A 26,098-nucleotide genomic window follows, 5' to 3' on the forward strand; every position below is an offset into this window, starting at 1 on the left:
AGAAAGTTTTTACTGTTTTTTAATACAAATAAGAAAAAATACTCCCATGAGCCGCATCAATGATGCCTTCTCATGGGAGTATTTTAATTATGTAAGCCCAATATAAGCCCCAGCCGATAAGCTACCGACTATCCTGCTTATTCATGTTCTTCTCCAAACGCTGCTGCCTCGGCAGCAGCGATGATGTCCTCTCGGGTCATCTCCTTTGGTTCTGCCGTGATGTCGCTCAAGTCAAACTCGTCGTTTCCACCGGCTGTTTGCTGAACAGCAACCTGCTCTTCAGAGATAGCAATCTCCTCGGCCTTCTCTGTAACGGCAGAAGACTTTTCGGAATAAACCTCTTCCTTGAAAACATTCACGTGCTTCACTTCAGGCTCCTGCTTCTCTGCCTCCTGCGAGATGATGAAATCTTCCTTCACCTCGGTAGAAGGCACACCTTCCACAGGTTCCTCTTCCATCTTCGTACGGTTGGCCTTGGCAGTAAACACAGATTCAATATACTGCGGTTCCTTGCGCAAGCGCTCCAGGGTGAGCTTAGATGCAAGCTGCTGGCTCTCCTTCTTGGAGTAACCCTTGCCTTCTCCACCCTTCACACCTTCCATCACCACCTGATAGGTGAACACAGGGCTGCCGTTCTTATCCTTCTCCTGTCCCAGCATCACGAAGTCCAACTTCACACGGTTCTTCTGGCTCCATTCGATGAGTTTGCTCTTGAAGTTAACCTCCTTGTAAGCCACCTTGTCGATGTTTATCATTTTTGCCAGGATGCGCTTCTGCATGAATTGCATGCAGGCATCGTAACCGCGGTCCAGATAGATAGCTCCAACCAACGCCTCGAAAGCATTTCCTCCCATGTAACTGTTATGAGAAGAACTGTGACCATTGGATAATACGAGTTGGTTGATGCCCATCTCCTGGGCCAACTTGTTGAGCGTGTCGCGCTGCACTAGCTTGCTTCGGGTATTGGTCAGGAATCCCTCACGCTTGCCAGGGAAGTGCTGGTACACGATGTCGCCCACCACGGCATCCAGAACAGCATCACCCAAGAACTCCAGGCGCTCGTTGTTTACGGGCTTGCCCTTGGCGTTGCGGTGCATGATGCTCTTGTGCATCAGCGCCATCTTGTAATAACTGATGTCGTGGGGATAAAAACCTAGGATTTCGTACAAAGAAAAATAAAGCTCTTTATCCTTGCGGAAAGAGAGCTTTATTCTATCTATAAAATTATTCAGCATACTTCTTGAATACTACACAGCAGTTGTGACCACCGAATCCGAAAGTATTGCTCAATGCTGCACGAACCTCACGCTTCTGAGCTTTGTTGAATGTGAAGTTCAGGTTGTAATCGAGCTCTGGATCGTTGTCACCCTCTTCGTGGTTGATAGTAGGAGGAACGATATCGTTCTTCACACTAAGAACACAGGCCATAGCCTCTACTGCACCAGCAGCACCGAGGAGGTGACCAGTCATTGACTTGGTAGAACTGATGTTGAGCTTGTAAGCTGCATCACCGAAGACTGCCTTGATAGCCTTAGCCTCAGAGATATCACCCACGTGAGTAGATGTACCGTGAACATTGATGTAGTCAATGTCCTCTGGCTTCAGATTGGCATCAGCAAGTGCGCGCTCCATAACGAGCTTGGCACCGAGACCTTCTGGATGAGAAGCTGTGATATGATAAGCGTCGGCACTCTCGCCCTCACCTACCATCTCAGCATAAATCTTCGCACCACGAGCCTTAGCGTGCTCCAGCTCCTCGAGAATCAAGCAGCCAGCACCCTCGCCCATGATAAATCCATCGCGGCTAGCGCTGAATGGACGTGAAGCATGCTCAGGATCATCATTACGTGTTGACAACGCATGCATGGCATTGAAACCACCTACGCCACAAGCGCAGATAGCAGCCTCGGCACCACCGCTAACAATGATGTTTGCCTTGCCCAAGCGAATCAGGTTGAAGGCATCAGCCAATGCATTGCTAGAAGATGCGCAGGCAGATGTTGTGGTAAAGTTTGGTCCGTGGAATCCGAAATGGATTGAAATCTGACCAGATGCGATATCAGCAATCATCTTAGGGATGAAGAATGGGTTGAACTTAGGACCATTCTCCTCGTGAGTAGCGAAATACGACACTTCATCCTCGAATGTCTTGATACCACCGATACCTACACCGAATACAACACCAACGTTGTTCAAATCTTCTGTTTCAAGATCAATGTTTGCATCCTTTACACCCTGCATAGCGGCAATCATAGCCAACTGGGTATAACGGTCGAGCTTGCGAGCCTCCTTACGGTCAATCCATTCATTGATGTTCAGGTCTTTCACCTCGCAAGCGAACTTTGTCTTGAAATTAGTTGTATCGAAATGAGTAATAGGCGCAGCACCACTCTTTCCAGCGAGGAGGTTCTCCCAAGTTTCCTCAGGAGTATTACCTACTGGAGTTACAGCACCAAGACCTGTTACTACAACTCTCTTTAATTCCATTTATAAAATTTTAGTTGCTAAATTACTTAGCGTTCTCCTCGATGTAAGCGATAGCGTCACCTACAGTAGCAATCTTCTCAGCCTTATCGTCTGGGATAGAGATAGAGAACTCCTTCTCGAACTCCATAATCAACTCTACAGTATCCAAAGAGTCTGCACCGAGGTCGTTTGTGAAGCTTGCCTCTGGCTTAACTTCTGCCTCATCAACACCGAGCTTATCAACGATAATTGCCTTTACTTTGCTTTCAATTTCTGACATAATTGTAACTTTTAAAATGTTTATAAATCAATTTCTAATTAAAAATCTGGGTGCAAAGGAACACTTTTTTTTTGATATAAACAAATATTTTAGCAAAAAAAGTACTTTTCTGTGCACAAATACCCCTAAGTTGTGCATACTTTTTGCCTTTTTTGCCTTTTTTGTTGGTGATTTGAGATTATTTTGTTACTTTTGTACTGTATTTAATCAAACGTAATAAACTGTATTTAATCAAACATAATAAACAGCATGACATTTACAGAAAACGCGAATAAGATATTTAATCAGGCGATAGCCGATTATCATATCAAAGACAACATTGATACTCCTATCAATAATCCTTTCGCTGAGGGTACCATCGAGAATCGTCTCTACCTCAAATGTTGGATTGATACCGTGCAGTGGCACTTCGAGGATATCATCCGTGATCCGCAGATTGACCCTGCCGAAGCACTCGTATTGAAACGCCGAATCGACAAGAGTAATCAAGATCGCACAGACCTCGTGGAGCAGATTGACTCTTACTTCCGTGAGGTTTACAAAGACGTGAAGGTGCAGGATGATGCACGCATCAACACCGAGAGTCCGGCATGGGCAGTAGACCGCCTGAGCATCCTCGCCCTCAAGATTTATCACATGAAGGAACAGGTGAATCGCCCTGAGGCATCAGCAGAGCACAAGGCAAAATGCCAGGCTAAGCTCAACGTGCTGCTCGAACAGCAGGTAGACCTCTCTACAGCCATCGACCAACTCCTGGAAGACATCGAGGCAGGAAGAAAGTACATGAAGGTGTATCGACAGATGAAGATGTACAACGATCCATCAACCAATCCTGTACTCTACAATCAGAAGTAAATACACCTTATTATATATATAAAGAAGAAATTGACGTATGAAGACAGAGCATATTCTCGTAATAAGATTCTCAGCCATGGGCGACGTTGCCATGACTGTGCCCGTGGTATATTCCCTGGCAAAGCAATATCCTCATGTGAGAATCACCGTGCTGAGCCGTCCATTCGCCCGTCCTTTCTTCGAAAACCTCTCCCCTAACGTCGGATTCATGGAAGCTGACCTCAAGGGTGAGTATAAAGGTGTAAAAGGACTGAATGCCCTCTATCGCAGGCTCATCGCCAAGCAGTTTACGGCGATAGCCGATCTTCACAGCGTGCTCCGCTCCAGCTATCTGCGCATGCGCTTCAACCTGGACAACTTCAATGTGGCACACATTGACAAGCATCGCAAGGGAAAACGCATGCTCGTGGCAAGCACCAACAAGAAACTGGTAAAGCAGCCATCATCTTTCCAAAACTATGCCGATGTTTTTGAACAGTTGGGTTATCCGGTAAAACTGGATTTCCAAAGCATGTTTGGTGAGGGAAAAGGCGACTTATCCACGCTTCCACAAGAAGTTTTCCAAGCAGAAGGAGGAAATCTCATTTCTCTGGATGACAACAACTTAGAAGCTCCTTGGATAGGTATAGCTCCTTTTGCGGCACATGCCGGGAAAATTTATCCACAACCCCTGATGGAAAAAGTTATTCAGCAACTTATCAGCCATTATCCACATAGTCACATCTTCCTTTTTGGCGGCGGTAAAGATGAAACTCCTGTGATGGATGCCTGGGCTGAGAAGTTCCCGCAGGTGGTGAATGCATCTGCCAAGCTCCATGGCATCTCAGACGAGCTGATTCTCATGAGTCATCTCCGCGTTATGCTGAGCATGGATAGCGGCAATATGCATCTGGCATCGCTTGTCAACACGCCAGTGGTGAGCATCTGGGGTGCTACCCACCCTTACGCAGGCTTTATGGGATGGCACCAAAGCCCAGAAAATGCCGTACAGCTCGACATGCCTTGTCGGCCTTGCAGCATTTACGGCAACAAACCCTGTATGCGAGGCGACTTTGCCTGCATGAAGAACATATCGCCAGAAATGGTGGTGGAAAAACTAGATAGAATCTTAAAGAAGAGATAACAATGATAAAAGAAGCAGATTTCCTGAGGCCTATCAGCCACGGGAAATCTGCTTTTTTGCTTCTTCACTATGGATTCACAGTTGATACTTACAGGAATCCTATTGATTATCAGCTGATTATCTTTTAAAAAACAGTATCATTTCAGATTATCCACAAAAACGTGGATAAGTGTACGGAAAACCCTCTTAATAACTTTTTAATAACTTGCGGAATATCCACATCCCCCTATCCCAACACCCGTGATTATGGATATCCACAGGGTTATTAATAAGTTTTTAGAAACTTTTTCGCAGTTTTTGACTGAAAAAAGATATAAACTTATTAACTTTGCAGCGAATTGGGGAAATGTTGATAAAAAGGTTAAAGCATTAAGAGCCAAGAAAAAGATTTCCAAGCCCTATGCTGATAACCTGAGACAAGACTTGGATAATGAAAAAAGCAAATAATTACGATGTTTTTTATCCACTTTTCCACGTCATATCATCATCCTTATATTCTTTTTTAAAAAATAAGAAATAAAGAAATATAATATTAATGTTATGGTGAAAAACGATTGGATAAAGAAAGGTTACGTGGATGAACCTATCGACGAGACCTTGGACTTGAAGGCTGAAATCAGAAAGCTTTGCAAGGAGAAAGATGCGATTATCCTCGCCCACTACTACACGGTTGGTGAGATTCAGGATATTGCCGACTTTGTGGGTGATTCTTTGGCACTGGCTCGCAAGGCTGCTGAAACCGATGCTAAGGTGATGGTTATGTGCGGTGTGCACTTCATGGCTGAGACTTGCAAGCTCCTGAGCCCTGACAAAACCGTGCTCTGCCCTGACCTGAATGCCGGCTGCTCGCTCGCCGACAGCTGCAAGGCTGAGGATTTGAAGAAATATAAGGAGGAGCATCCTGGTTACAAGGTGGTGAGCTATGTGAATACCACGGCTGCCGTGAAGGCGCTTACCGATTGCGTAGTGACCAGCGGTAATGCCAAAAAGGTGATTGACAGCTTCCCACAGGACGAGAAGATTATCTTTGGTCCTGATTACAACCTCGGCAACTATATCAACAGCGTAACGGGCAGAAATATGCTGCTCTGGAACGGTGGCTGCCATGTACACGAGAAATTCTCTGTAGAGGCCATCGTTAAGTTGAAGCAGGAGCATCCTGAGGCTGTTGTGATGGCTCACTTGGAGTGCAAGGCACCTGTGCTTGCCGTAGCCGACGTGAAGGGTTCTACAGCCACCATGCTGCATTATGCCCAGGAGCATCCGGAAATCAAGGAGTATATCATCGCCACAGAGGCTGGTATCCTGCATGAGTTGGAGCGCAATTGCCCTGATGTCATCTTCTATCCTGTGCCACCAGAGGTAAGCGAGGGTGGAGTAGGCTGCAGCTGCAATGAGTGCGAGTACATGAAGATGAACTCTTTGAAGAAGATTTATAATAGCTTGAAGTTCGGTTGGCCTACAGTGGAAGTGGCAGAGGATATTGCCAAGGATGCTGTGAAGCCTATCGAGAAGATGCTTTCGCTTTCATAAGGCGGTAAAAGATTATAAGCCTATATGAAAGATTATATTCAGTACTTTCGATTCTTCGTTCAGTACTTTTGAATCTCCGTTCAATAGTTTTGAACGTACGTTCAGTTGTTTTGAATGTACGTTCAAAACTATTGAACGGAGATTTTAGTTAATATCAGCAACATTTTCCCTTAATGATGTTGTTGTTTTCCCTTAATGTTGTCGTATTTTCCTTGCTGGTATCGTATTTTCATTTATTGGATAAGCAGTTTTTGATAGAATGCCTCATATCTTTCAGCCACCTTGATGTAGTCGTGATGCTTGCTGATGTATTCGATGCTTTGCTGCTTGAGCAAAGGAACAAGCTCAGGATGCAATACGAGGTGCTCCAGTTCCTGGTAAACACTTTCGTAGTTAGGAAGCACGTTGATGATAGGGCGTAGCTTATCCTCGTGTATGATCTCGTAATTCTCGGGTTCGCCGCCACCTATGCAGATGATTCCTCTCGCCATCGCCTCCAGCGGATTCATGGATGGCGTATAACTGTAGAGCTGATCGAGTATGGCATCGCTTCCATTCATCATTTTTACATATTCTGCAAAAGGGATGTTTTCGGCTATCCGGAGTTCCGTCTTGTCTGGATATTTCTCAGCTATGGCTTGTGCTGCCTTCAGCATGATATCGGTACCCTTGTATTCGCTTCTGCTTTTGTTGATTCCGATGAATAGCTTTACCTTCCTGGGGATATCCAATGGGATAACTTGATGGTTTTCCACATGAATATATGAGTTGCCATTTCCAGGAGTTATCAACTGCGGTTTGATAGGGAAGGGGATAAAGGTTGTTTTCTGTGGAAAACTTGGTTGATAACATGCCCAGTATTCATAAAGTCCCGTTATGATGCCGTCGCAATCTTCGGCAATCATCTGGTTGAGTCTTCCTTTTTCTGTTCCCAGCCAATCCTTTCTTTCCTTCAAGGCATCGGTATTGGTTCTTAATTTGTCTCCTATATTGAAATCGCTGTATCTCAAAGGTTTATCTTTGCAGCAAACGTTTACCCAATAGTAATCCATTCCGAATCCACCCAGAATTACCTTCTTGTTATGCTTTCTCAGATATTGGTAAATAGGGAAGATGCGTTCTGCCTTCAGCTCCAGAAACATTGGGTTGATGAGTTGTACGATGTCGTATCCTCTCAACTTATGCACAATTGTGTATAACTTTATCATATACATGATTCCGCCCAGTTTTCCAGGCTTCCTTACCAGGTCTATATCTCGTGGATAATTCTTCCAAAAGTCGCCGTTGGAGAGCACGGTAACGTGATGCCCCAGCTTGCGAAGTCCTTCGGCAAGTGTGGCATGCACGTTACTGTATTCTCCCATGAGTAGTATCTTCATATCTTTATCAGGATATTTGTATAATAAATTGCAAGAAAAGCATAATGGCTATGCCTTGATTTGTGGTAAAGTCATCACCATGAGTCTTCTGCCTACCTTGCTTCTGATGGCTTTACAGAACAACTGATATTTCTTGGTATATTTTTTGTCTGGCAGTGGATAGAGTCCCTTGTCATGCAGTCGCTTGATGGCATCTTCCAAATGCCGGGTACTGCGTGTCAACAGGATTGTATTATAGAGGTAGTCCATTGTCAGTTGGGCTATTCTTCTATTCAGAGCCACTCTTTCTGTATCAGATAGCAGGGCTGCTTTCTCCTGCAAGTGGAAGATGACCAGTTCTGTATCGGCAAGTCTTTTCAAACTGTGACGTTTGTTTTCTCTCTGATGCATGATGGAGTCTTTCCTGGTGCGATAGAAGTAAGCCTTGGCATCGGTGGTGATGATTCTCTCAGCCTTTAAAAACAAGAGTGGGGTGAACTCTTCGTCCTCATGCAGAATGCCTGGTGTAAAGCGCTGCTCATGCAGGATATCCTGCTTAAAGATATAGCTGCAGGCAGAGCCTCGTAAGTTGTTGTTGTGTAGGAAGGTGCTTCCGCTTACGGGCTCTGTATATGAATATGGTACGGCCTTTACCTCTTGGTCTGTGAGTTCGAAATATACAATGTCTGGGTTGTGGTATCTTACGAGATCCAGACAGTGTTCGTATGCCGTTTGAAGCAGATAATCATCACCATCTATAAACTGGATGTATTTGCCGGTGGCTATCTGTATGCCTTTGTTTCTTGCCATAGACAGCCCCTGGTTGCGCTGGCGCAAATAGATGATGTCGTCTTGGTAATCCATCAAGTCCTGGATAGGTGACAGTTCGCTACCGTCATCAATCATGATGATTTCTCTCTCCTTTGGGTTGAGCGAGAGTTTCAGAATACTTCTTAAGCAAAGTTCCAGATACTCCGAAGGCAAGTTGTAAGTTGTGATGATGAAGCTTACCAATGGAGCTTGAGCGTTTTGCTCAAACGGATTATTTGATGTATGAATTTGTTGAGTTTGCATAATTGCTGATAACCTAATATGTTGAGAAGCTTGAGTTTCAAAGGGATAGCAATAGTATTCCCCGTGTTTGGGGTGTACCTGTTTTCCTGATGTCTCTTGCTTCTTTTATGTTTATTATGAATGATTTTCAGATATTCTACGAGTGGTGGGTTGGATTCATATTTCCCCGAGGTTTCGTAGAGATCGAGCATGATGTTGAGTATTTGTGCCATATATTCCAGAATCTGATAATCGTATTTTTCCTGAAATCTGGTATTTTCCCTGATACTTTTCATCATGCTATTCCATACTCGGATATGTCCATCATATAATGATTTCAGATCCTTGTATTTTGCCTTGGCGGTAATACCTTGGTTATTCCAATGATAGATGTATTTTCCCACATTTGTCATTCTGATGATGGGATAATCATTGGCTTTGTTCATTTCCTGTTGGCAAATAGCATTGTCCTCGGTTTTGCGAACTAATCCTATCAGTAATGGGGTGGTCCATACATCCTCGAAGGTTCTGCCTTTAGGAAATTCTATATGGTCAAAGAGATGGCGCTTATAGATTTTGTTCCAGGCATAGGTATGGTGATATCCTTTTTCTTCTAACCAGTATTCCAGGGGATGGGTATATTCACGTGGCGTGAAGTTCAGTTCCGTTTGCCTGTTCTTGTTGCCATATCTTTCCAGAACAGGATATTCCAGAATATCTACGTGTGGATGTTCCTGTAGTTCTTTCATCAGTTTTTCCAAGGTATTATCCACAATCGTATCATCGCTATCCACAAAGGTGATGTAATCTCCTTGTGCTTGTTTTATACCCCTGTTGCGAGCATCGCTCAATCCTCCGTTTTCTTTGTGAATAACGAGGATATTCTTATTTCTTGCAGCATATTCATCGCAGAGGCGGGGGCACTCGTCGGGCGATCCATCGTCAACGAGAATCATCTCGTAGTCGGTGAATGATTGGCACAAGATACTCTCCAAGCATCTGGAGAGTGTATCCTGGGTGCGATAGACTGGTATGATAATGCTTAGTTTCATGCCTACAAAAGTACAAAAATATAATGAGATATCAAAGCAATCAGACCTTTTTATTTAATTTGATAGCAGATATGGCTACAGCTGCCATCATAAAAATGAAAGGCATAAAAGGGCCAGGGAGTTTAACTATAGGAGCTATTTTCATATTTCTTTCCTATTGTAAAAGGTAAATATCTGTAAATGAACCATGTTAGGATGGTTGTTATTATATATACGGTGATGAATGCTGCTATTACGTATAGATAGTTGCCATGATAGCTTAGTCCTATCTTTTCGAATATTCTGCTTATAATGAGTGGCACGCCTCCACATAGAAAATAGTAAACCAGGGAATGCGAACCTGTCCATTCCAGCCATTTGCAAGGTGGAAGTCTTTTAAATATTTGTACCATCAGCACACTGCATAAGAGTATATCCAGTAAGAATATCGGATAGTTGTTGATGGATATCGGCCATATCAGCATATTGACATTGTTCATGTTTTCATATATTTTGATGCAGATAAGAAGAATGGTACATATCGGTATGTATGTTATGCGATTGATGATATAAACTTCTTTTTCATGTTTGTGGTAAGTGTATCCTATCAAGAGAAATAGCAAAGCTTGCATGCTGTTGTCTAGTTGCCAAGGATAAGGTTGTTGCCCTTGGGATAAGTAGATGGAAAAGCCAAATCCCATGATGCCGACGCAGAACAAAGCCAGGTCTTTTCCTCTAGCTATCCAGATTGTTACGGCAAAGATAGTTTCGGATAGGCAAAGGGCTGCTATGAACCAGGAAGCCTGCCCAAGAATGATTTGCTCGCAGATATTCATGATGTTGATTTCGTTGCCATGTACAAGGTCCTTGGGAAGCGAGATGAGGGCAGAAAAGATGAAATAGGGGAGCAATAACGTTTGGGCGATAGATTTCATCTTTTTTCTGATATCAAAACCATTTTCCTTATACATTAGATAGCCTGAAAGCATAAAGAAAATGGTGAGAGCGTTTACTACATAGGCATTGTAATCAATGATATTAATGCCTGTGTAGTAAATCTCTGTATGGTCGAGGAGGATTGCAAGCATGCAAATGCCTCGCAGTAAGTCTATCCAATGTTTTCTTTGTCGAGTCATGGATGCACTTTTCTTGTTTTATTTGACGATTGCTATTTTGCAGACAGTACCTTTGCTGCCGTCGCTAGTAGCTGTTTCTACCATATAGATGCCACTTGCCACCTTTTGACCTTTCAGGTCCTTGCCGTTCCAAGTGTAGGTACCGCCGTTGCTTCTGCCCTGGTTTATAAGGATGCCATTGGTTGTAACTATTTTTATATCTGCATCGAAAGATAGGCCGGTGATGGTGATAAGACCCGTGTAATCTGGCTTTACTGGATTAGGATAAGCCCAGACATTATCTTTCGTCATTTCGTTATTTGGGGAGCTGGCATCACTCAGGTAAGAACAGAGTCCCTTATCGGTTCCGGCGAAGACTTCTCCTGTCTGCTCATTTATGGCAATAGCCTCTATATTATTAGACAGTAAGTTACTGTTATTGGTCGTAAAATGGTAAATTTGAGTCAAGCAATCATTGCTGATTACATAGATGCCATTGCCATTTGTTCCAAACCATTTTCTGTTGCTACCATCAATAGCTATACATGAAATATCCACTCCGCTAAGAAGATAATCGGCATAATTGGTTCCATCATTACGTGGAACTTTCACTTGGGTGAATATAGGTGTATCTGATGTAATATCTTTTTTGTATAGGAGTAGGGGACCAATATTGGTTCCTATCCATATATCCTGGTTTTTGTCTTCAGTTACATATCTTACAAATACAGGGGATAGTGTAGCTCCATCTTCGTTTACAAAAGAAGAATATTTGTTTAGTTGGTCAGTTGATGCCTGATAACAATATATTGATGGTAATTCATGGTGGTTGTTGACAAACCATAGTAATCCACGGCTGTCCTGCATGAGGCATTCTAAAGAACCTAAATTATATAATTCTGGTTTATGGTGAGAAACCCACTTTCCATCTTTTGTATATTCTATAAGTGATTGATTGGATGGAGATTGACTGTTTAACATCCATAGATTTCCGTCTGTATCAAATTTTACACTCGTGATAAGCTGGTAATTCTTGCTTGTGTTATTAAATGAAGTAATCAAGCTGTTTTCTGAATTATAATGCTTGATGAATTTGCCGTTCTGAAATTCATAAAGTCCACTTTTTGCACCTGCGAAAACATGATTAGGGTCTAATGGATCTACGTCGACAGAATTGACATCAACATATTTTATTCCTGTTTTTGCTGCTATACTATCATCATAAATTGTCCAGTTGTCCTTATCTAATACTTGTATAGTACCAGGGCGGCCAGCGTCAATTAAATGTCCCCAAAGTCCTCCGCAAGTATAAAGTAAATTATTAACAAAGCGCATTCCATAGAAGTTGTTGTATTTCGGGCCTCCTGGCTGTAATGTGCTAATAATCTGTTTCAAAGCGCTTTTATCTTCCTGCTTCTTGGCAACATAGCCTCCCACTTTGCTCCAATTATTCTTATCGAGTAAATTGCTGTTAAGCAAGGCACGATATTGTCCGTTTGTTTGACTATATGCATAGATATGACTATCTTTAATCTCGCACCAGTTTACCTTGAATCCGAGATTATAAGTATCGCTGATTTCGCCATCTGCAACATTTACTTTTATAATGCCGAAACCATTACTCATGTAGGCATATTTGCCATACATGTAGATGTCGTTTACAGTTTTTTCACCTGTGGTAGAGGCTGAATAATAATCAGAGAGATTCTGAACATCATAGTTGCTGATGTTCATCAAGTCCATGTTGGCATTGCTATAGAAGATGAGCAGGCGTTTTGCTGCCTTGTTATAAGCAATGTGCTGAATGCCACAATCGCTCAGATAATCCATCTTGCTGAATGTTTGGATGCTCTGGTCGTTTTGGTTATAGACATAGAGATTGTTGGAAGCCTGAACAAATATCAGGTTTCCGGCTTGTTCTAACTCTTGCACTTCACTATATGCCATGTAGGCTTTCCAGTCGCCGATTGCAGCGATTGCTCTGTATGATGTAACCTGCAGGAGCAGGAACGAGAGGAGTATTAATATTTTCTTACTCATGTATCTAAATGTATATAATATAACAACTTATATATATTAAACAAGAAAATGCTTGGTTTATTGCCTGTAAGCCTTGCTTTTATTGGTAAGCTGAGTAATGGGAAGAGTCGTTGGCAGGGTGCATAGAGATGCCAGCCTTTCACTTTGTTGGCATAACTGATGATTTTTGAGTATTCTTGCAGCTCTTTTCTAAACTGGTAGAGGGTATGCAGGCTTTCTTCTGTCTTGTTGATAAACGACATGTTTCCAATGAAATGTTCATAACCGAGTGGATTATCCACATGATGGATGGATATTTGATTGTCTTTTAGTGTTTTACCCCAAAGAACGTCTTCGTATCCATAGTGGAAAAAGCGTTCGTCGAAGGGATATTTCAGCATGATGCTGCGCTTGGCAATAAAGTTGGAGGTATGGAAATCTCCGTATGGATTTATTTGACGCAGGCGGTAATCTCCATTCTGGACACCCGCCAGTTCGAAGATATAGCGCAGATTATATTTCAGACGTTCTTGCGTGTCAGCATCCCTTTTTATCTGATAACCACCATAGATTACGTCGCTTTCTTCTTCTTCTTCTTTCTGGTAATTGGCGAGATATTCATTATTAATAACATTCATATTACTATCGATAAACAGCAGCCAGGGATATTGTGCCTCCTTTGCCAGGAAGTTGCGGATGGCGGCTCTGCCTACGTTCTTTTCTCTTTCTATGTAGCGACAATGGGGCAGGGTGTTGATGATGCGGTTGCCCTCTATGGTTGTCTTGTCGGTGGAACCATCGTCGGCAACGATGATTTCGTACTTGAAATCAGATGCAGAAACAGACAATAATGATGCCTGAGCTTGTAAACTCCTTACAAGCTCAAAGCATACATTATTATATGTAGGGATTAATATCGAGAGGGTATTAATCATATCTTTTGTTCTTTATTGGGTTGTATAATATTTCTTTCCATTCATTATTTTAAGCCCTTTATAAGAGCTGCCTACCTTTTGTCCCAGCATGTTATAAACAGACTTTTGCTTTGAACCCTCAGACCGATACACATCATAGATATTGGTTGAAATCGGGAATTGGTTGGTATCCAGATAGTTCAATCTGTTGATAATCCAATTCTTGATGTATTCTATTTCTGACTTGAAGTTCAGGGGATAGCCGCCAATATCTGAGTCTTTCGACCATTTGCACTCTTCTCTGCTGGCTGCACCACTTTTCACCAGCATATCATAATAGCCCTGATATCTGGAGATGAGATTTTCCTCGCTGAAATAAGTCTTTCTTAATTCCTGATATCTGTTAGCCACCTTTTCATTATAGTTATCTACATTCAAGGAGCTGAGCCTATGATATAGGTTGAAACCATCCTTCACTCCCAAGTCTGTATTTGGCAATATATAATCTGGATGAAGTGGGGTGGAGCAATGCCAATCTTGTCCTACGCTGGCATCTAAGTCCCAGATGGCAAGGGTTAGCTTCTTGCTTTTTGCCACATCATAGATTCCCCAATACATGTTTTTGCCATTATTATCCACAGGCTTCAGAGTTTCCAGGAATAGCTGATAGTCAATGAGTACAGGAATATCGAAGTAATCGCCCACTTCTTTCTTGAATGCCTCGTCATTGCTGTTGGCAACAAAATCAATGGCTTCATAAAGCGGACTGTAATCAGTAGGGTTTACATCGTCTATATCAGGATATTTAGTCTCGAATGCATGCCAGGTTTCCTGGGTGTTATTGTAGTCTTTATCGATGTCCCAGAAGGTTGCCTTGTCCCACGAACTTACCTTCCAAAGCTGGCCGTGAAACTCCTGATTCTTATCATCGTATTTCTTGAGTTTCAACTCCTTTCTATCCATGGCTTCGGTCAGCGAATAGATGCCGCGATATTCGTTGTTGAGGATAACCTCTACCACTTTTCCCGTTACGCCACTCTTGGCCTTAGGCTCCTTCGAGGCATAGTATGGCTTGGTGGCAAAGTCGTTCCAAATCTCTGTGGCAATGCGGTTTCTCAGGCGGAACAGGTCAATTTGTCCTGCATCCATAATCCAGTTATTGTCTTCTCTCATCCCCAGGAGCGAGATGTCCTGGCTCTTGCCTTTGAAGTTGATAGATTTTATCTTGTAGTTTCTCTTGTGCTTATCCGCCGTATTGGTGGAACCTCCTCTCCATTTGGCTTTGATTAAGGAGATGGTTGGCTCTGTGGCATCAGGAGAATACAATGACATGCTTCCTTGGGCATAATCATAGCCGAATGAGCCTTGCAGCACCAGCAGAGGCAAGAAGGTGAAGGTAATCTTGGTATTGATTTCCTTATTACCTTTTCGGGCATGAATGGAGTAAAGCTTGTTGCCTTCCACTTGCTTGAAAGTATAGCTGTAAGCTATCTGGGTGCCATCAATGCTGAGGTCGCTCCAATCTGAGGCAATATCCAACAGGATGATTGCTTCATAATCCTTACCAAAAGCATCCTCCGGGATGCAAGCCATATACGTGTCGTTTTGCTTATCATAGATGATATGCTTTCCGTTGATCGTAAACTGGGCATAGGATGGGATGCTTATGGCAAGGTATAATATGATGATAAATAGACAATATAGCCGTTTCATATCTATTTCTATATCTACTTCTTTTTCTTTACTTCCTTACTTCTTTCTCAAGTATTCTGCCAGTTTGACCACGGCTCTGGCTCTGTGGCTGATGCCGTTCTTGATTTCCTCACCCAGCTCGGCAAAGCTCTTATCATAGCCTTCGGGTACGAAGATTGGGTCGTAGCCGAAGCCTTCGGTGCCGTGCTTCTCGGTGGCGATGTGACCATTCACGATGCCGTCAAACTGATGAATCTTCTTGATGCTGGTGCAGCCGCAAGGGCATACATCCTGCTTTTCGATGTAGCAGATGACGGTGCGAAAGCGAGCCTGGCGGTTTTCCTTGCCATCCAGTTCTCTAAGCAGCTTAGCCATGTTTGCCTCGCTGTCGTGGTCGGTTCCCTCGGCATAGCGGGCACTGTGAACGCCAGGGGCACCATCCAGTGCCTCTACCTCCAGACCGGTATCATCGGCAAAGCAACTTACGTGGTAATGGTCATAAACATACTGTGCCTTCTGTAAGGCATTCTCTTCCAATGTATTACCCGTTTCCGGAATATCCACGTTGCATCCTATTTCCTTCAGCGATACTACCTCGTAGTCGCTGCCCAGGATGTCGCGAATCTCCTGGAGCTTATGCTGGTTGTTTGTTGCAAATACTATCCTTTTCATAAGTTTATAATTTATAGTTAATAGTTTATAGGGCATTCTTGCAATAGTGCTTCTTGCTATACGGCGAAGCCGCTATAAACTTTTAACTTTTAATTATTTTAATGTCTTTTTCCTTGATTTTCACTTTCATCTCATCAAATCCCTCGCCATACACACCGATAACGGCACTCTGACTTACAAAGGCATTCGGGTCGATAATCTTGACGATGCGGAAGATGGTGACGCTCTCGTTCTTCTTTGCCAGGATACAGAGCACCTTCATCTCGTCGCCCGTGTACCAGCCATGACCGTCAAGAATGGTTACACCATGGTCCATCTGCGTACCGATGGCGTTGGCTATCTCCTGATATTTCTTGCTGAATATCATGAACTGCACACTCTCTCGCTTGGCGTTCATCACATAGTCGAGTACCAGGTTCTCTATCACCATCGTACAGAGACCGAATACCACCTTTCTAACGGCGTCTATCGTAGTAAAGTCGGGCTTCGCATTGAAGACGAAGAACGAACTGCCCACGATGAGGAGATCCACAAAGATGAGCACCCGGCCCAGCGAGATGTTGTGATATTTGTTCACGATGGCGGCGATGATATCCGTTCCACCCGTACTTCCATTGTGCAGAAAGACGACGGCGAGCGATAATCCCGTAAACAGACAGCCGATGATGAGCGACATGAAGTCCTGTCCCACGCCCAGCACCTGTATCATCTTTCCATCTTCACCTATCATCCAGTCTTGCGCCACAGCCAGGAACACGGATAGCATGATGATGGCGTAGATGGTTTTCACCATGAACTTGAATCCCAGTATCTTCAGTGCGGCAAGCAGCAAGGCTGCATTGATGAGAAAATATGACAAATAGATAGGTATCCCCGTGCCGTAGTAAATCACGGCTGCGATACCCGTTACGCCACCCGTTACTATCTGGTATGGAAGCAGAAAGATGGTCCATCCAAATGTGTAAAGCAAGAGTCCAAGGGTAATGTAGAAATAATCCTTGCACTCATTCTTAATTGATTGACTGATTGCTATTTGCATAATATTTTCCTCGTATTTTTAAAGCACAGAAGGTCGCCCATTTTTAGATGAGACGACCTTCTGTATATTATCAATAAATTACTTTTTCAACACTACGTTGACAATCTTCTTCGGTACGATGATTACCTTCAATACGTTGAATCCCTCCAAGTACTTCTGGCTCTTCTCGTCTGCCAATACCTGCTTCTGGATTTCCTCGTTAGGAGTATCCACAGGGAAAGTCATCTGGAAACGAGCTTTACCGTTGAAGGAAATGGTGAGCTGCATGTCGTTCTCCTTCAGATACTGCTCATCATACTTAGGCCATGCTGCATCGCAAACGCTGCCCTGCTCGCCAAGTGCTGCCCACAACTCTTCTGCGATGTGTGGAGCGAATGGAGCGATGAGGATGACGAGATCCTTCAGGAGTTCCTTGTTGTGGCACTTCTGCTGACCGAGTTCGTTCACGGCAATCATGAAGGCTGAGATAGAAGTGTTGTAAGAGAACTTCTCAATGTCCTCGCTTACCTTCTTGATGAGCTTGTGAACGCTCTTCAGGCTCTCTGGCTTCGCTGCCTCGTCGGCTGATGGAAGGAAGTTGTCAGAGCGGTTCTCATAGAACAAGCCCCAGAACTTCTTCAGGAAGCGGTGGCAACCGTCGATACCGTTGGTATCCCAAGGCTTGCTTGCCTCTACAGGACCCAGGAACATTTCGTAGAGACGCAGGGTATCAGCACCATACTTCTCGACAATCATATCTGGATTCACCACGTTGAACATACTCTTAGACATCTTCTCGATAGCCCATCCGCAGATGTACTTGCCATCCTCCAGGATGAACTCAGCGTTCTGATATTCAGGGCGCCAAGCCTTGAATGCCTCGATATCCAATACATCGTTGCTTACGATGTTTACATCTACGTGGATAGGAGTTACGTCGTAATCCTTCTTCAGGTTCAGGCTTACGAATACAGGAGCCTTGTCGTGGTCATCGCTGTTGATGCGGTAAACGAAGTTAGAGCGGCCCTGGATCATACCCTGGTTCACCAGCTTCTGGAATGGCTCTTCCTTGCAACTTACGCCGAGGTCGAAGAGGAACTTGTTCCAGAAACGAGAGTAAATCAAGTGACCGGTAGCATGCTCGCAACCACCTACGTAGAGGTCCACGTTCTGCCAGTACTCATCAGCCTTCTTGCCTACGAGTGCCTCATCGTTGTGAGGATCCATGTAGCGCAGGTAGTAAGCAGATGAACCTGCGAAACCTGGCATAGTGTTGAGCTCCAGTGGGAATACGGTCTTGTTATCTACGAGGCTCTTGTCAACCACCTCTTTCTTCTCAGTATCCCAAGCCCACTTCTTGGCTCTGCCCAATGGTGGCTCGCCAGTTTCTGTTGGCTTGTAGGTCTCAATCTCTGGCAATTCGAGTGGCAGGCACTCCTCTGGAACCATCTGTGGCATTCCATCCTTGTAATATACAGGGAATGGCTCACCCCAGTAGCGCTGACGAGAGAAGATGGCGTCGCGGAGACGATAGTTTACCTTTACTCGGCCGATGCCCTTCTCGGTAACAAACTTCTTGGTAGCTGCGATAGCCTCCTTCACGGTGAGTCCGTTCAGAGAGAAGCCATCCATGCTGCTCTTGCCTGCTACAGGTGAGTTAGTTACGATGCCTTCCTTGGCATCGAAGCTCTCCTCTGAAACATCAGCACCCTCGATAAGAGGAATGATAGGCAGGTTGAAGTGCTTGGCAAAGGCGTAGTCACGGCTATCGTGAGCAGGCACAGCCATGATGGCACCTGTACCATATCCTGCCAATACATATTCTGAAATCCATACAGGGATAGCCTCGCCGGTGAATGGATTGATGGCGTAGCTTCCTGAGAATACACCTGTTACGCTGTGGTTAGCCATACGGTCCAACTCGGTGCGCTTCTTCACGTAGTCCAGATACTTCTCTACCTCTTCCTTCTGCTCGGCAGTAGTTACCTGCTGAACATACTCGCTCTCTGGAGCCAGAACCATGAAGGTTACGCCAAACATGGTATCGGCACGGGTAGTGAAGATGGTGAACTTCACGTCGCTGTCCTTTACAGAGAATACTACCTCTGTACCCTCAGAACGGCCAATCCAGTTCTTCTGGGTTTCCTTGATACTGTCGCTCCACTGGATGGTCTCCAAACCGTCGAGCAGACGCTGAGAGTAAGCAGATGTTCTCAAACACCACTGCTGCATCTTCTTCTGGATTACAGGATAACCGCCACGCTCACTTACGCCGTTTACTACCTCGTCGTTGGCAAGCACAGTACCCAGACCTGGGCACCAGTTTACCATCGTTTCTCCGAGGTAAGCGATGCGGTAGTTCATCAGAATCTGCTGCTTCTTCACGTCGTCGAAGCTGTTCCACTCCTCGGCTGTGAAGTCAATCTGCTCGTTCTGAGCCACGTTCAAGTCAGCAGAACCCTTCTCCTCGAAGTGCTTGATGAGCTTTTCGATAGGCTGAGCCTTCTGGCAGCTGTTGCAGAAGAATGAGTTGAACATCTTCTGGAAAGCCCACTGAGTCCAATGGTAATACTTAGGGTCGCAGGTACGAACCTCACGGTCCCAATCGAAGCAGAAGCCAATCTTGTCGAGCTGCTCGCGGTAGCGGTTGATGTTGGCTACGGTAGTAACCTCTGGGTGCTGACCGGTCTGGATAGCATACTGCTCTGCAGGCAAACCGTAAGCATCGTAACCCATAGGGTCCAATACGTTGAATCCGTTCAAACGCTTGTAGCGTGCATAGATATCGCTCGCGATATAACCAAGTGGGTGACCTACGTGCAAACCAGCTCCTGATGGATAAGGGAACATGTTGAGCACATAGAATTTCTTCTTGTTTTCATCCTCGACAACCTTATAGGTCTTGTTCTCGACCCATTTCTGGTGCCATTTCTTCTCGATTTCTCTGAAGTTGTATTCCATTGTTTTTATATTATTATTTTATTTCTTTTTCTTCTTGATAGAGGGTTTGCATCCTTGTCGTTTTAGAAATATTTTCTTTATTTTAATAAGGTGTAACCCCATTCATGCTGCAAAATTACATTTATTTTAGCACATAACAAAATAAAATGCAAGTTTTTTATTTCTTTAAACAAACAATTCATCCATGTCACCTTATAGAGAGCAGTATTGACTTGCCAATTATCCTTTATACAATATTGCCCTCTACTAGGGCAACTTTTTGCCATCGCCAGGCACAAAACGACGCATGGTGCGACAAAATTATAAACAACCGTTTTCCACATCGTGGATAACCAATTGTCGATTTCTATTGCACACTACACTCTGCGATGCTTAAACCGTTGATTATTAATTAGTTTAGTGGCGTGTAGTGTGGGCGTTGACACTACACTCACACTACACCACACTACACGCTTTGCTGCGACAAGACCCTTTTTAAAATGGTTTTCCACATACTTTTCAGCATGTTTTCGCCATTTTTGAACAGAGATAATAAGCAGGTCCCTTGTTGGTTCGCTTTCTCTCGCAATTCAGGAATTTCATGGCCTGTCCGATACGGATCTTGGTTCTGTGGTCGGCGATGAGCATCGGATACTGCTCCTGCAAAACCTTGAAGATTTCGGCTATGGTCATCCATCTTCCTTCTTCCTGATTCTTGGGCGTACGGAAGCAGGCTTTCAGCATGCCTTCTACGTCATCTGATTTAAAGAAGGGATAGTTGCGCTCCTGGATGCGGGCCACCTCTTCGTTGTAGAACCAGTAGGGCACCTTCTGCTCGGTCAGTTCATAGACAACCTGGGCGTACAGTTGCTCATAATCGATAGGCGAACCGTTGTCGATGTATTTGTCTGCCGGGATTCTGATGCAGATGAAACGGCGGCTTCCAGATGATGAAAAGCATCTGGGGCTACTCCTTCATGGGCTAGTATTTCGGCAGCGAGATGGTGAACTCCGACCATTTGTCTTTTTCGCTCTTTACGCTTATCCTTCCGCCATGGGCGTTGATTACCTGCAGCACGTAGTTGAGACCGATGCCGAAGCCCCACGGGTTTTCCGGGCATCCCTTTCGTGCTCTGCAGCACGCTCAAAGCGGTTGAAGATGTTTTTCAGTTCGCTCTTGGCTATGCCGATACCCTCGTCGAATACATTGATATATACGTTCTTATCATTCTCTAGGGTGGAAATCTGGATATTGATTTCTTCCTTAGAGTATTTGGTGGCGTTATCCACCAGGTTGCTGATGGCTTCCTTCAGATATTCCTCGTCGGCCAGGGCGGTGGTGGCTCTTATGTGGGTGGTGATATGAATCGGTTTCGCCGATTTTGCCTTGTATTTATCCGCTACATCATCTATCATCGTTTCCAAATTTACCTCTGCTTTCTGAATATGCAGCTTGCCGTGCTCCAGTTTCGAGATGGTGAGCAGGCGGTTGATGAGGGCAAGCAGATGCTGCGCCTCGTCTTCTACGATGCAGAAATATTTCTCCTTCATTTCCGGCTTCTTTTCCAGTACGCCGCTATGCAGATACTTGGTTCCCATGATGATGGAGGTAAGGGGCGACTTCATGTCGTGAACCATCGCATAGGAGAAGTCCTCGCGCAGCAGGCGCACCCTTTCCTGCTCATCGATGTAGTTAATCTGGTCGATGAGGCTCAGGATGATGACGATGGAAATAAGGATAGAGATGAGGAGCAGCACCCAGTTATGTCTGATGATGTAGATACTTCCGTTGGTGATAGTCATCTGGAAGCCTACGCTGTAGTCCAGTCTTACAGGCAGAATGTTGGTTTTCACTTCCTCCAGGAAGGGGAAAATATTGCTGTTGATATTTTTGCCTTCTATCACCTTTCCTGTTTTCATGTTCACCTTGTTGATGTCAATGCGGAAAGGCAACTTCTCTGCTTTGATTATGGAGTCGGCAATAATTGTTAAGGTATCGATGTTGGCATCTTGATGCGATTTTTTGTAGATGGCATCATAAAGGGATAGTGTAGAATTATAGATATTACTGTTAGCAACGGTATCTCCCGACTCAAAAAAAGAATCGCACCTATTTGTTTTATCCAACTCTAAGGCGATGGTTTTCTTCAATATCTCATCATATTCCTTTCCTAATTGCCGCGCGTTGATGTTATAGGTGTTCCACATCCAGAACATTTGGATAAGGAGGATGGCTATTAGGGCAGCGGTGCTGAGTATCTTGGTGCGGTTGGCATTCATATCATCTTCTCCTTTCTTCTTTATTCATCCAAGAGGTATTCGGTTTCTCTGCCTTCCTTCTTTGCTCCTAAATAACTGCCGATGCAGCTTGCTGTCAATGCGGATCCAAAGCTTCCCATGGCAGTACACAGAGGAATATTGGAAATATCGGTAGGAATCAGATTACAGATGATACAGGCCACAAATGCCACGATGGTACTCCTTGTGATTTTGTAGATATAAAAAAGGATTGATGTCTGCACGATGCTCCATATCATCATCATGATAATCCATGTCAATGACTGGCCCAGGGTAGAGGCGAAAAATGGTATGATGCTGAATACAAGAACGGTAAGGTAAGAAACCCATGTCTTCTTTCCGCATTTGATCAGTTCTTCGTATATCGCGCCGAAGATAATATAGGCTGAGATAAAAGAGCTTATAAGAATCATCGGAAGTCGCTCCATATAACTGAAAGCCATGAAGTCCTTGTTGTATATATCGATGCCCAAAAAATTGAAGAGGGCGATAAACATCAAGGTAATTCCAAACAGGGGAAGGGTGTACCAGAACATAGCCTTCCACTTGTAGGCTGGATTCACTCTGCCCAGCGTAAACTTGGAAAACTTTGCCATGCTGAAGGTGAACCATAATATAAGCATAGCAAGAATGCAGAAAACATAAATAATGGGAGTTCCTGCCTTGAGGAAGGAAGCCTGGTCGTTGGCATTTACCTCTTCCAGTTTGCCAGAGGAGGCAAAATAGATGCCCATTACTATACCACCAACAAACATGGTGCTACAGATTTCCGCTATCATTAATATATAGTAAAGTATCGACTTAAACATAATGCTTTGCTTTATTGTTGTTTTTTTCTTTCTCTGTATAATGTTTTTATGCAAAGGTCTTCATACCGATGCTTCGACAACGGGCTTGCAGTTATTCTACAATGAGTTTGAAGCCTACGCCCCGGATGGTCCTTAACTCTACACTTGGTTCGTCTTCCAGCGCCGTACGGATTTTCTTGATGAAAACATCGAGGCTTCTGGAAGCAAAGTAATCCTTGTCTTCCACTCCCCAGAAACGGCTCAACACGGCTTCGCGGCGCACCACCTCGTTCTTGTTTACCGCCAGCAGTTCGAGGATCTTAGCCTCTCGTGCCGTAAGCTTCTTTTCGCTGCCTTCCTGCGTATCTTTCAGGGTGGCGTGGTTGGCATCCAGCAGGTATTTGCCCAGTTTTATCTGGTTGCTGGCGTTTTCGCTGCGTTTTCCGGCTTTCAGCTGGATGAGGCTATGTATATGGGCATCAAGCTCTTCGGGAATAAAAGGCTTCTTGATATAGTTGTTGGCTCCGGCGGCATAACCTGCCTTCAAATCCTTGGGTGCGGTGAGGCCGGTGGTAAACAGAATGATGGTTTCTCCATCCACCTCTCGGATGTTCTTCACCATTTCGATGCCGTCCATGATAGGCATGTCGATATCCGATACGATGACATCGGGCTGAAAGTCTTGCCAAACCTTCAGTCCTTCCTTGCCGTTAACGGCGGTTTTCACCTCATATCCTCCGATGATATCCTCGAAGCAACTCTTCTCCATATAGGCGAGGTTTTCGTCATCCTCTACCAGGAGCAACTTAGTATCAGCCATAATATTTTCTGTTTTTGATGATTACGGGAGCAAAGATTAGATTTTGCCTCCTTTTCTGCTGCAAAGATACGTCTTTTTTACGAAAGAACCATATAAAGAGGTGGAGATTAACTTAAAGATAACATTAAAATTAGGCACGGATTACGCGGATTACACGGATTTATGGTTCTATTTCCAATAAACCATGTTTATAATATCTTAAAAAAAACGTGTAATCTGTGTAATCCGTGCCTAAATCATTATTGCTTATCCGAGTCGATGAGGGCGAGCAGATGCTCTACTGCCACCTCCTGCGGAATGTTCTTTTCTACGCAAACCTGCTTGCGGTAGAGGCTTACTCGGTTAGGACCGGCGCCTACGTAGCCGTAATCGGCATCTGCCATTTCGCCAGGACCATTCACGATGCAGCCCATGATACCAATCTTCAAGCCCTTCAAGTGCTTGGTTGCCTCCTTAATCTTGGCGATGGTTTCACGAAGATCGTAGAGGGTTCTGCCGCAACCAGGACAACTGATATACTCGGTCTTGCTGGTGCGCAGACGGGCTGCCTGAAGAATGCCGAAAGCGGTTTCATCTACTGTCTGGGCAGGGATGTCACCATCGTTCATCAGCCAGATACCATCGGTAAGACCATCAATCATCAAGGCACCCATATCGGCAGCAGCCTCCAGCTGGAAGTCGCTCTTCTCCTCCTTACTGTGCTGGTACATCTCGGCGAAAACCACAGGGTTCTTCAACCCGGCATTCATCATCTCGTGAACCAATGCACGCTGGTCGCCCAGACGGTTCTGATGATTGCTTACGCAGATAACCACCACCTCTGGATGAGCCTTCAGGCAGGCGATGTATTCCTCGGCAGGAGTACCAAACTGCAGGGTGAGGAACTTGACGTCTGCCTTGATGCTGGCGATGAGCGGCATTGCCATGGCAGGGAAGATAGGGTAGAGCTTGGCACCAGTAGTCTCAGGCTTGCTGTTCAGCGTCTCGTAAACATTGTAATCTACGATGTAGCTCTGACCAGGCACAAACTGCTTAGGCATCTTGCCGCCTATATAGATATAATCAGGCGTAGCATCCTTGTTCTCACAAATGGTGCTCTCGCCTTTGATTCGGTTGCTGATAACCACCGGAACGTTGTTGCCGCCGATATTGCCTACGGCCACGGTTTCGCGGCGGGTAGGGCGCAGCCAGTCGAAGCTAGGACAAGCTGCGGCAGGAATCAGAAGATGTCCCTTCTTCTTGCCGATGTAATCCACCAGATGGCGAGCCACCGGAATCTCTGCAGCAGGCTCCTCGCTGAGGCTTACACGGACTGTATCGCCGATGCCGTCAGCCAGCAGGGCACCGATACCTACGGCACTCTTGATTCTGCCATCCTCGCCTTCGCCAGCTTCGGTTACGCCGAGGTGGAGTGGGTAGTTCATGCCTTCCTTCTCCATTTCTTCTACCAGGAGGCGCATGGAGCGGACCATCACAACGGTATTGGATGACTTGATGCTGATAACCACATCGTGGAAGTTCTCCTTCTTGCAGATGCGCAGGAATTCAAGGCAGCTCTCTACGATGCCCTCTGGCGTATCGCCGTAGCGGTTGCGGATGCGGTCGGAGAGGGAACCGTGGTTCACGCCGATGCGGATGGCAGTATGGTTCTCCTTGCAGATGTTGAGGAAAGGCACGAAGCGTTCCTCAATCTTCTTGAGTTCGTGAGCATACTCTTCATCAGTGTATTCCTGCTTGATGAACTTGCGGGCAGGATCCACGTAGTTGCCTGGATTTACGCGTACTTTCTCACAATAGAGAGCAGCCACGTCGGCAACGTTAGGATTGAAGTGAACATCGGCTACGAGCGGAGTCTGATAGCCGTCGGCACGGATGCCGGCATTGATGTTTTTCATGTTCTCTGCCTCGCGGGAACCCTGAGTGGTGAAGCGCACCAGCTCGCCACCAGCCATGATGATTTCCTCTGCCTGGCGAACGCAAGCCTCGGTATCATTGGTGTTGGTGGTGGTCATCGACTGGATGCGGATAGGATTATCGCCACCCAGGTCGATAGCTCCGATATGTGCCACAGAAGAGGCACGGCGGGTATAATTGAATAAATCTACCATAATGTATAAGAATAG

21 protein-coding genes are annotated in these 26,098 nt (G+C 44.8%); 3 read left to right on the top strand and 18 right to left on the bottom strand.

Annotated features, from left to right (window positions below; genetic code table 11):
• Positions 1 to 137: 137 nt before the first annotated feature.
• From rnc to KUA49_RS13995, 3 genes are read right to left on the bottom strand one after another with little or no spacing between them, the layout of a single operon-like run.
• On the bottom strand, positions 138 to 1,235 hold the full coding sequence (gene rnc / locus KUA49_RS13985) for a ribonuclease III (protein WP_218412459.1): 1,098 nt from the start codon (positions 1,233 to 1,235) through the stop codon (positions 138 to 140).
• Positions 1,225 to 2,487 (bottom strand): beta-ketoacyl-ACP synthase II, encoded by a 1,263-nt coding sequence (gene fabF, locus KUA49_RS13990; RefSeq protein ID WP_203051110.1) that lies wholly within the window; start codon positions 2,485 to 2,487, stop codon positions 1,225 to 1,227. The genes rnc and fabF overlap by 11 nt, the downstream gene beginning before the upstream one ends.
• Positions 2,488 to 2,509: 22 nt before the next feature.
• Positions 2,510 to 2,746, bottom strand: a complete 237-nt coding sequence (locus KUA49_RS13995; RefSeq protein WP_004342032.1) for an acyl carrier protein — start codon at positions 2,744 to 2,746, stop codon at positions 2,510 to 2,512.
• A gap of 249 nt (positions 2,747 to 2,995) precedes the next feature.
• On the opposite strand from KUA49_RS13995, the gene KUA49_RS14000 reads away from it, so the two are divergent.
• From KUA49_RS14000 to nadA, 3 genes are all read left to right on the top strand, one after another.
• Complete coding sequence (locus KUA49_RS14000; RefSeq protein WP_203051111.1) at positions 2,996 to 3,601, top strand: DUF4254 domain-containing protein; 606 nt, start codon at positions 2,996 to 2,998, stop codon at positions 3,599 to 3,601.
• Between the two features lie 37 nt (positions 3,602 to 3,638).
• Entirely contained in the window at positions 3,639 to 4,724 is a 1,086-nt protein-coding gene (locus KUA49_RS14005) for a glycosyltransferase family 9 protein (RefSeq protein ID WP_218412460.1), read from the top strand.
• 540 nt (positions 4,725 to 5,264) lie between these two features.
• On the top strand, positions 5,265 to 6,257 hold the full coding sequence (nadA, locus tag KUA49_RS14010) for a quinolinate synthase NadA (RefSeq protein WP_203040339.1): 993 nt from the start codon (positions 5,265 to 5,267) through the stop codon (positions 6,255 to 6,257).
• Positions 6,258 to 6,490: 233 nt separating this feature from the next.
• Here the strand turns inward: nadA and KUA49_RS14015 are convergent, their stop codons facing one another.
• The 15 genes from KUA49_RS14015 to KUA49_RS14085 form a co-directional block, all read right to left on the bottom strand.
• Positions 6,491 to 7,636 (bottom strand): glycosyltransferase family 1 protein, encoded by a 1,146-nt coding sequence (locus KUA49_RS14015; RefSeq protein ID WP_218412461.1) that lies wholly within the window; start codon positions 7,634 to 7,636, stop codon positions 6,491 to 6,493.
• Between the two features lie 48 nt (positions 7,637 to 7,684).
• Entirely contained in the window at positions 7,685 to 8,689 is a 1,005-nt protein-coding gene (locus KUA49_RS14020) for a glycosyltransferase family 2 protein (RefSeq protein WP_218412462.1), read from the bottom strand.
• The gene (locus tag KUA49_RS14025) at positions 8,623 to 9,720 is read right to left on the bottom strand and encodes a glycosyltransferase family 2 protein (RefSeq protein ID WP_218412463.1); all 1,098 of its coding nucleotides are present in this window, start codon (positions 9,718 to 9,720) and stop codon (positions 8,623 to 8,625) included. The genes KUA49_RS14020 and KUA49_RS14025 overlap by 67 nt, the downstream gene beginning before the upstream one ends.
• Before the next feature lie 122 nt (positions 9,721 to 9,842).
• Positions 9,843 to 10,835 carry an acyltransferase family protein gene (locus KUA49_RS14030; protein WP_218412464.1) on the bottom strand — a complete coding sequence of 331 codons (993 nt, stop codon included), beginning with the start codon at positions 10,833 to 10,835 and terminating at the stop codon, positions 9,843 to 9,845.
• Positions 10,836 to 10,853: 18 nt separating this feature from the next.
• A complete protein-coding gene (locus tag KUA49_RS14035) occupies positions 10,854 to 12,854 on the bottom strand; it encodes a Por secretion system protein (protein WP_218412465.1) in 2,001 nt (666 codons plus the stop codon).
• Positions 12,851 to 13,768 carry a glycosyltransferase family 2 protein gene (locus tag KUA49_RS14040; protein ID WP_218412466.1) on the bottom strand — a complete coding sequence of 306 codons (918 nt, stop codon included), beginning with the start codon at positions 13,766 to 13,768 and terminating at the stop codon, positions 12,851 to 12,853. The genes KUA49_RS14035 and KUA49_RS14040 overlap by 4 nt, the downstream gene beginning before the upstream one ends.
• 12 nt (positions 13,769 to 13,780) lie before the next feature.
• The gene (locus KUA49_RS14045; protein WP_218412467.1) at positions 13,781 to 15,460 is read right to left on the bottom strand and encodes a CotH kinase family protein; all 1,680 of its coding nucleotides are present in this window, start codon (positions 15,458 to 15,460) and stop codon (positions 13,781 to 13,783) included.
• Positions 15,461 to 15,496: 36 nt separating this feature from the next.
• On the bottom strand, positions 15,497 to 16,111 hold the full coding sequence (locus KUA49_RS14050; RefSeq protein ID WP_256624820.1) for a non-canonical purine NTP diphosphatase: 615 nt from the start codon (positions 16,109 to 16,111) through the stop codon (positions 15,497 to 15,499).
• An 82-nt stretch (positions 16,112 to 16,193) separates the two neighbouring features.
• Positions 16,194 to 17,150 carry a YitT family protein gene (locus KUA49_RS14055; RefSeq protein ID WP_203051118.1) on the bottom strand — a complete coding sequence of 319 codons (957 nt, stop codon included), beginning with the start codon at positions 17,148 to 17,150 and terminating at the stop codon, positions 16,194 to 16,196.
• Positions 17,151 to 17,228: 78 nt separating this feature from the next.
• Positions 17,229 to 20,090 carry a leucine--tRNA ligase gene (leuS, locus tag KUA49_RS14060; RefSeq protein ID WP_218412469.1) on the bottom strand — a complete coding sequence of 954 codons (2,862 nt, stop codon included), beginning with the start codon at positions 20,088 to 20,090 and terminating at the stop codon, positions 17,229 to 17,231.
• A gap of 498 nt (positions 20,091 to 20,588) precedes the next feature.
• A complete protein-coding gene (locus KUA49_RS14065) occupies positions 20,589 to 20,897 on the bottom strand; it encodes a DUF3874 domain-containing protein (protein ID WP_318331622.1) in 309 nt (102 codons plus the stop codon).
• Positions 20,898 to 21,134: 237 nt separating this feature from the next.
• The gene (locus KUA49_RS14070; protein ID WP_218412470.1) at positions 21,135 to 22,349 is read right to left on the bottom strand and encodes a sensor histidine kinase; all 1,215 of its coding nucleotides are present in this window, start codon (positions 22,347 to 22,349) and stop codon (positions 21,135 to 21,137) included.
• Positions 22,350 to 22,369: 20 nt separating this feature from the next.
• Positions 22,370 to 23,176, bottom strand: a complete 807-nt coding sequence (locus KUA49_RS14075; protein WP_218412471.1) for a hypothetical protein — start codon at positions 23,174 to 23,176, stop codon at positions 22,370 to 22,372.
• 91 nt (positions 23,177 to 23,267) lie between these two features.
• A complete protein-coding gene (locus KUA49_RS14080) occupies positions 23,268 to 23,975 on the bottom strand; it encodes a response regulator transcription factor (protein WP_218412472.1) in 708 nt (235 codons plus the stop codon).
• Positions 23,976 to 24,214: 239 nt separating this feature from the next.
• Entirely contained in the window at positions 24,215 to 26,083 is a 1,869-nt protein-coding gene (locus KUA49_RS14085; protein ID WP_218412473.1) for a 4-hydroxy-3-methylbut-2-en-1-yl diphosphate synthase, read from the bottom strand.
• Between the last annotated feature and the right edge of the window lie 15 nt (positions 26,084 to 26,098).

Origin of the sequence: Segatella copri, assembly GCF_019249655.2 — a bacterium.
In the GTDB taxonomy this organism is placed as follows: domain Bacteria; phylum Bacteroidota; class Bacteroidia; order Bacteroidales; family Bacteroidaceae; genus Prevotella.

Bases quoted from the DNA above. Each gene is read 5' to 3' on its own strand.
- KUA49_RS14075 (WP_218412471.1), bottom strand. From the start codon at position 23,176: ATGTTTAAGTCGATACTTTACTATATATTAATGATAGCGGAAATCTGT.
- KUA49_RS14005 (WP_218412460.1), top strand. From the start codon at position 3,639: ATGAAGACAGAGCATATTCTCGTAATAAGATTCTCAGCCATGGGCGAC.
- KUA49_RS14055 (WP_203051118.1), bottom strand. From the start codon at position 17,150: ATGCAAATAGCAATCAGTCAATCAATTAAGAATGAGTGCAAGGATTAT.
- KUA49_RS14035 (WP_218412465.1), bottom strand. From the start codon at position 12,854: ATGAGTAAGAAAATATTAATACTCCTCTCGTTCCTGCTCCTGCAGGTT.
- KUA49_RS14000 (WP_203051111.1), top strand. From the start codon at position 2,996: ATGACATTTACAGAAAACGCGAATAAGATATTTAATCAGGCGATAGCC.
- nadA (WP_203040339.1), top strand. From the start codon at position 5,265: ATGGTGAAAAACGATTGGATAAAGAAAGGTTACGTGGATGAACCTATC.
- leuS (WP_218412469.1), bottom strand. From the start codon at position 20,090: ATGGAATACAACTTCAGAGAAATCGAGAAGAAATGGCACCAGAAATGG.
- KUA49_RS14070 (WP_218412470.1), bottom strand. From the start codon at position 22,349: ATGAATGCCAACCGCACCAAGATACTCAGCACCGCTGCCCTAATAGCC.
- KUA49_RS14045 (WP_218412467.1), bottom strand. From the start codon at position 15,460: ATGAAACGGCTATATTGTCTATTTATCATCATATTATACCTTGCCATA.
- rnc (WP_218412459.1), bottom strand. From the start codon at position 1,235: ATGCTGAATAATTTTATAGATAGAATAAAGCTCTCTTTCCGCAAGGAT.
- KUA49_RS14080 (WP_218412472.1), bottom strand. From the start codon at position 23,975: ATGGCTGATACTAAGTTGCTCCTGGTAGAGGATGACGAAAACCTCGCC.
- KUA49_RS14085 (WP_218412473.1), bottom strand. From the start codon at position 26,083: ATGGTAGATTTATTCAATTATACCCGCCGTGCCTCTTCTGTGGCACAT.
- KUA49_RS14015 (WP_218412461.1), bottom strand. From the start codon at position 7,636: ATGAAGATACTACTCATGGGAGAATACAGTAACGTGCATGCCACACTT.
- fabF (WP_203051110.1), bottom strand. From the start codon at position 2,487: ATGGAATTAAAGAGAGTTGTAGTAACAGGTCTTGGTGCTGTAACTCCA.
- KUA49_RS13995 (WP_004342032.1), bottom strand. From the start codon at position 2,746: ATGTCAGAAATTGAAAGCAAAGTAAAGGCAATTATCGTTGATAAGCTC.
- KUA49_RS14020 (WP_218412462.1), bottom strand. From the start codon at position 8,689: ATGCAAACTCAACAAATTCATACATCAAATAATCCGTTTGAGCAAAAC.
- KUA49_RS14030 (WP_218412464.1), bottom strand. From the start codon at position 10,835: ATGACTCGACAAAGAAAACATTGGATAGACTTACTGCGAGGCATTTGC.
- KUA49_RS14025 (WP_218412463.1), bottom strand. From the start codon at position 9,720: ATGAAACTAAGCATTATCATACCAGTCTATCGCACCCAGGATACACTC.
- KUA49_RS14040 (WP_218412466.1), bottom strand. From the start codon at position 13,768: ATGATTAATACCCTCTCGATATTAATCCCTACATATAATAATGTATGC.
- KUA49_RS14050 (WP_256624820.1), bottom strand. From the start codon at position 16,111: ATGAAAAGGATAGTATTTGCAACAAACAACCAGCATAAGCTCCAGGAG.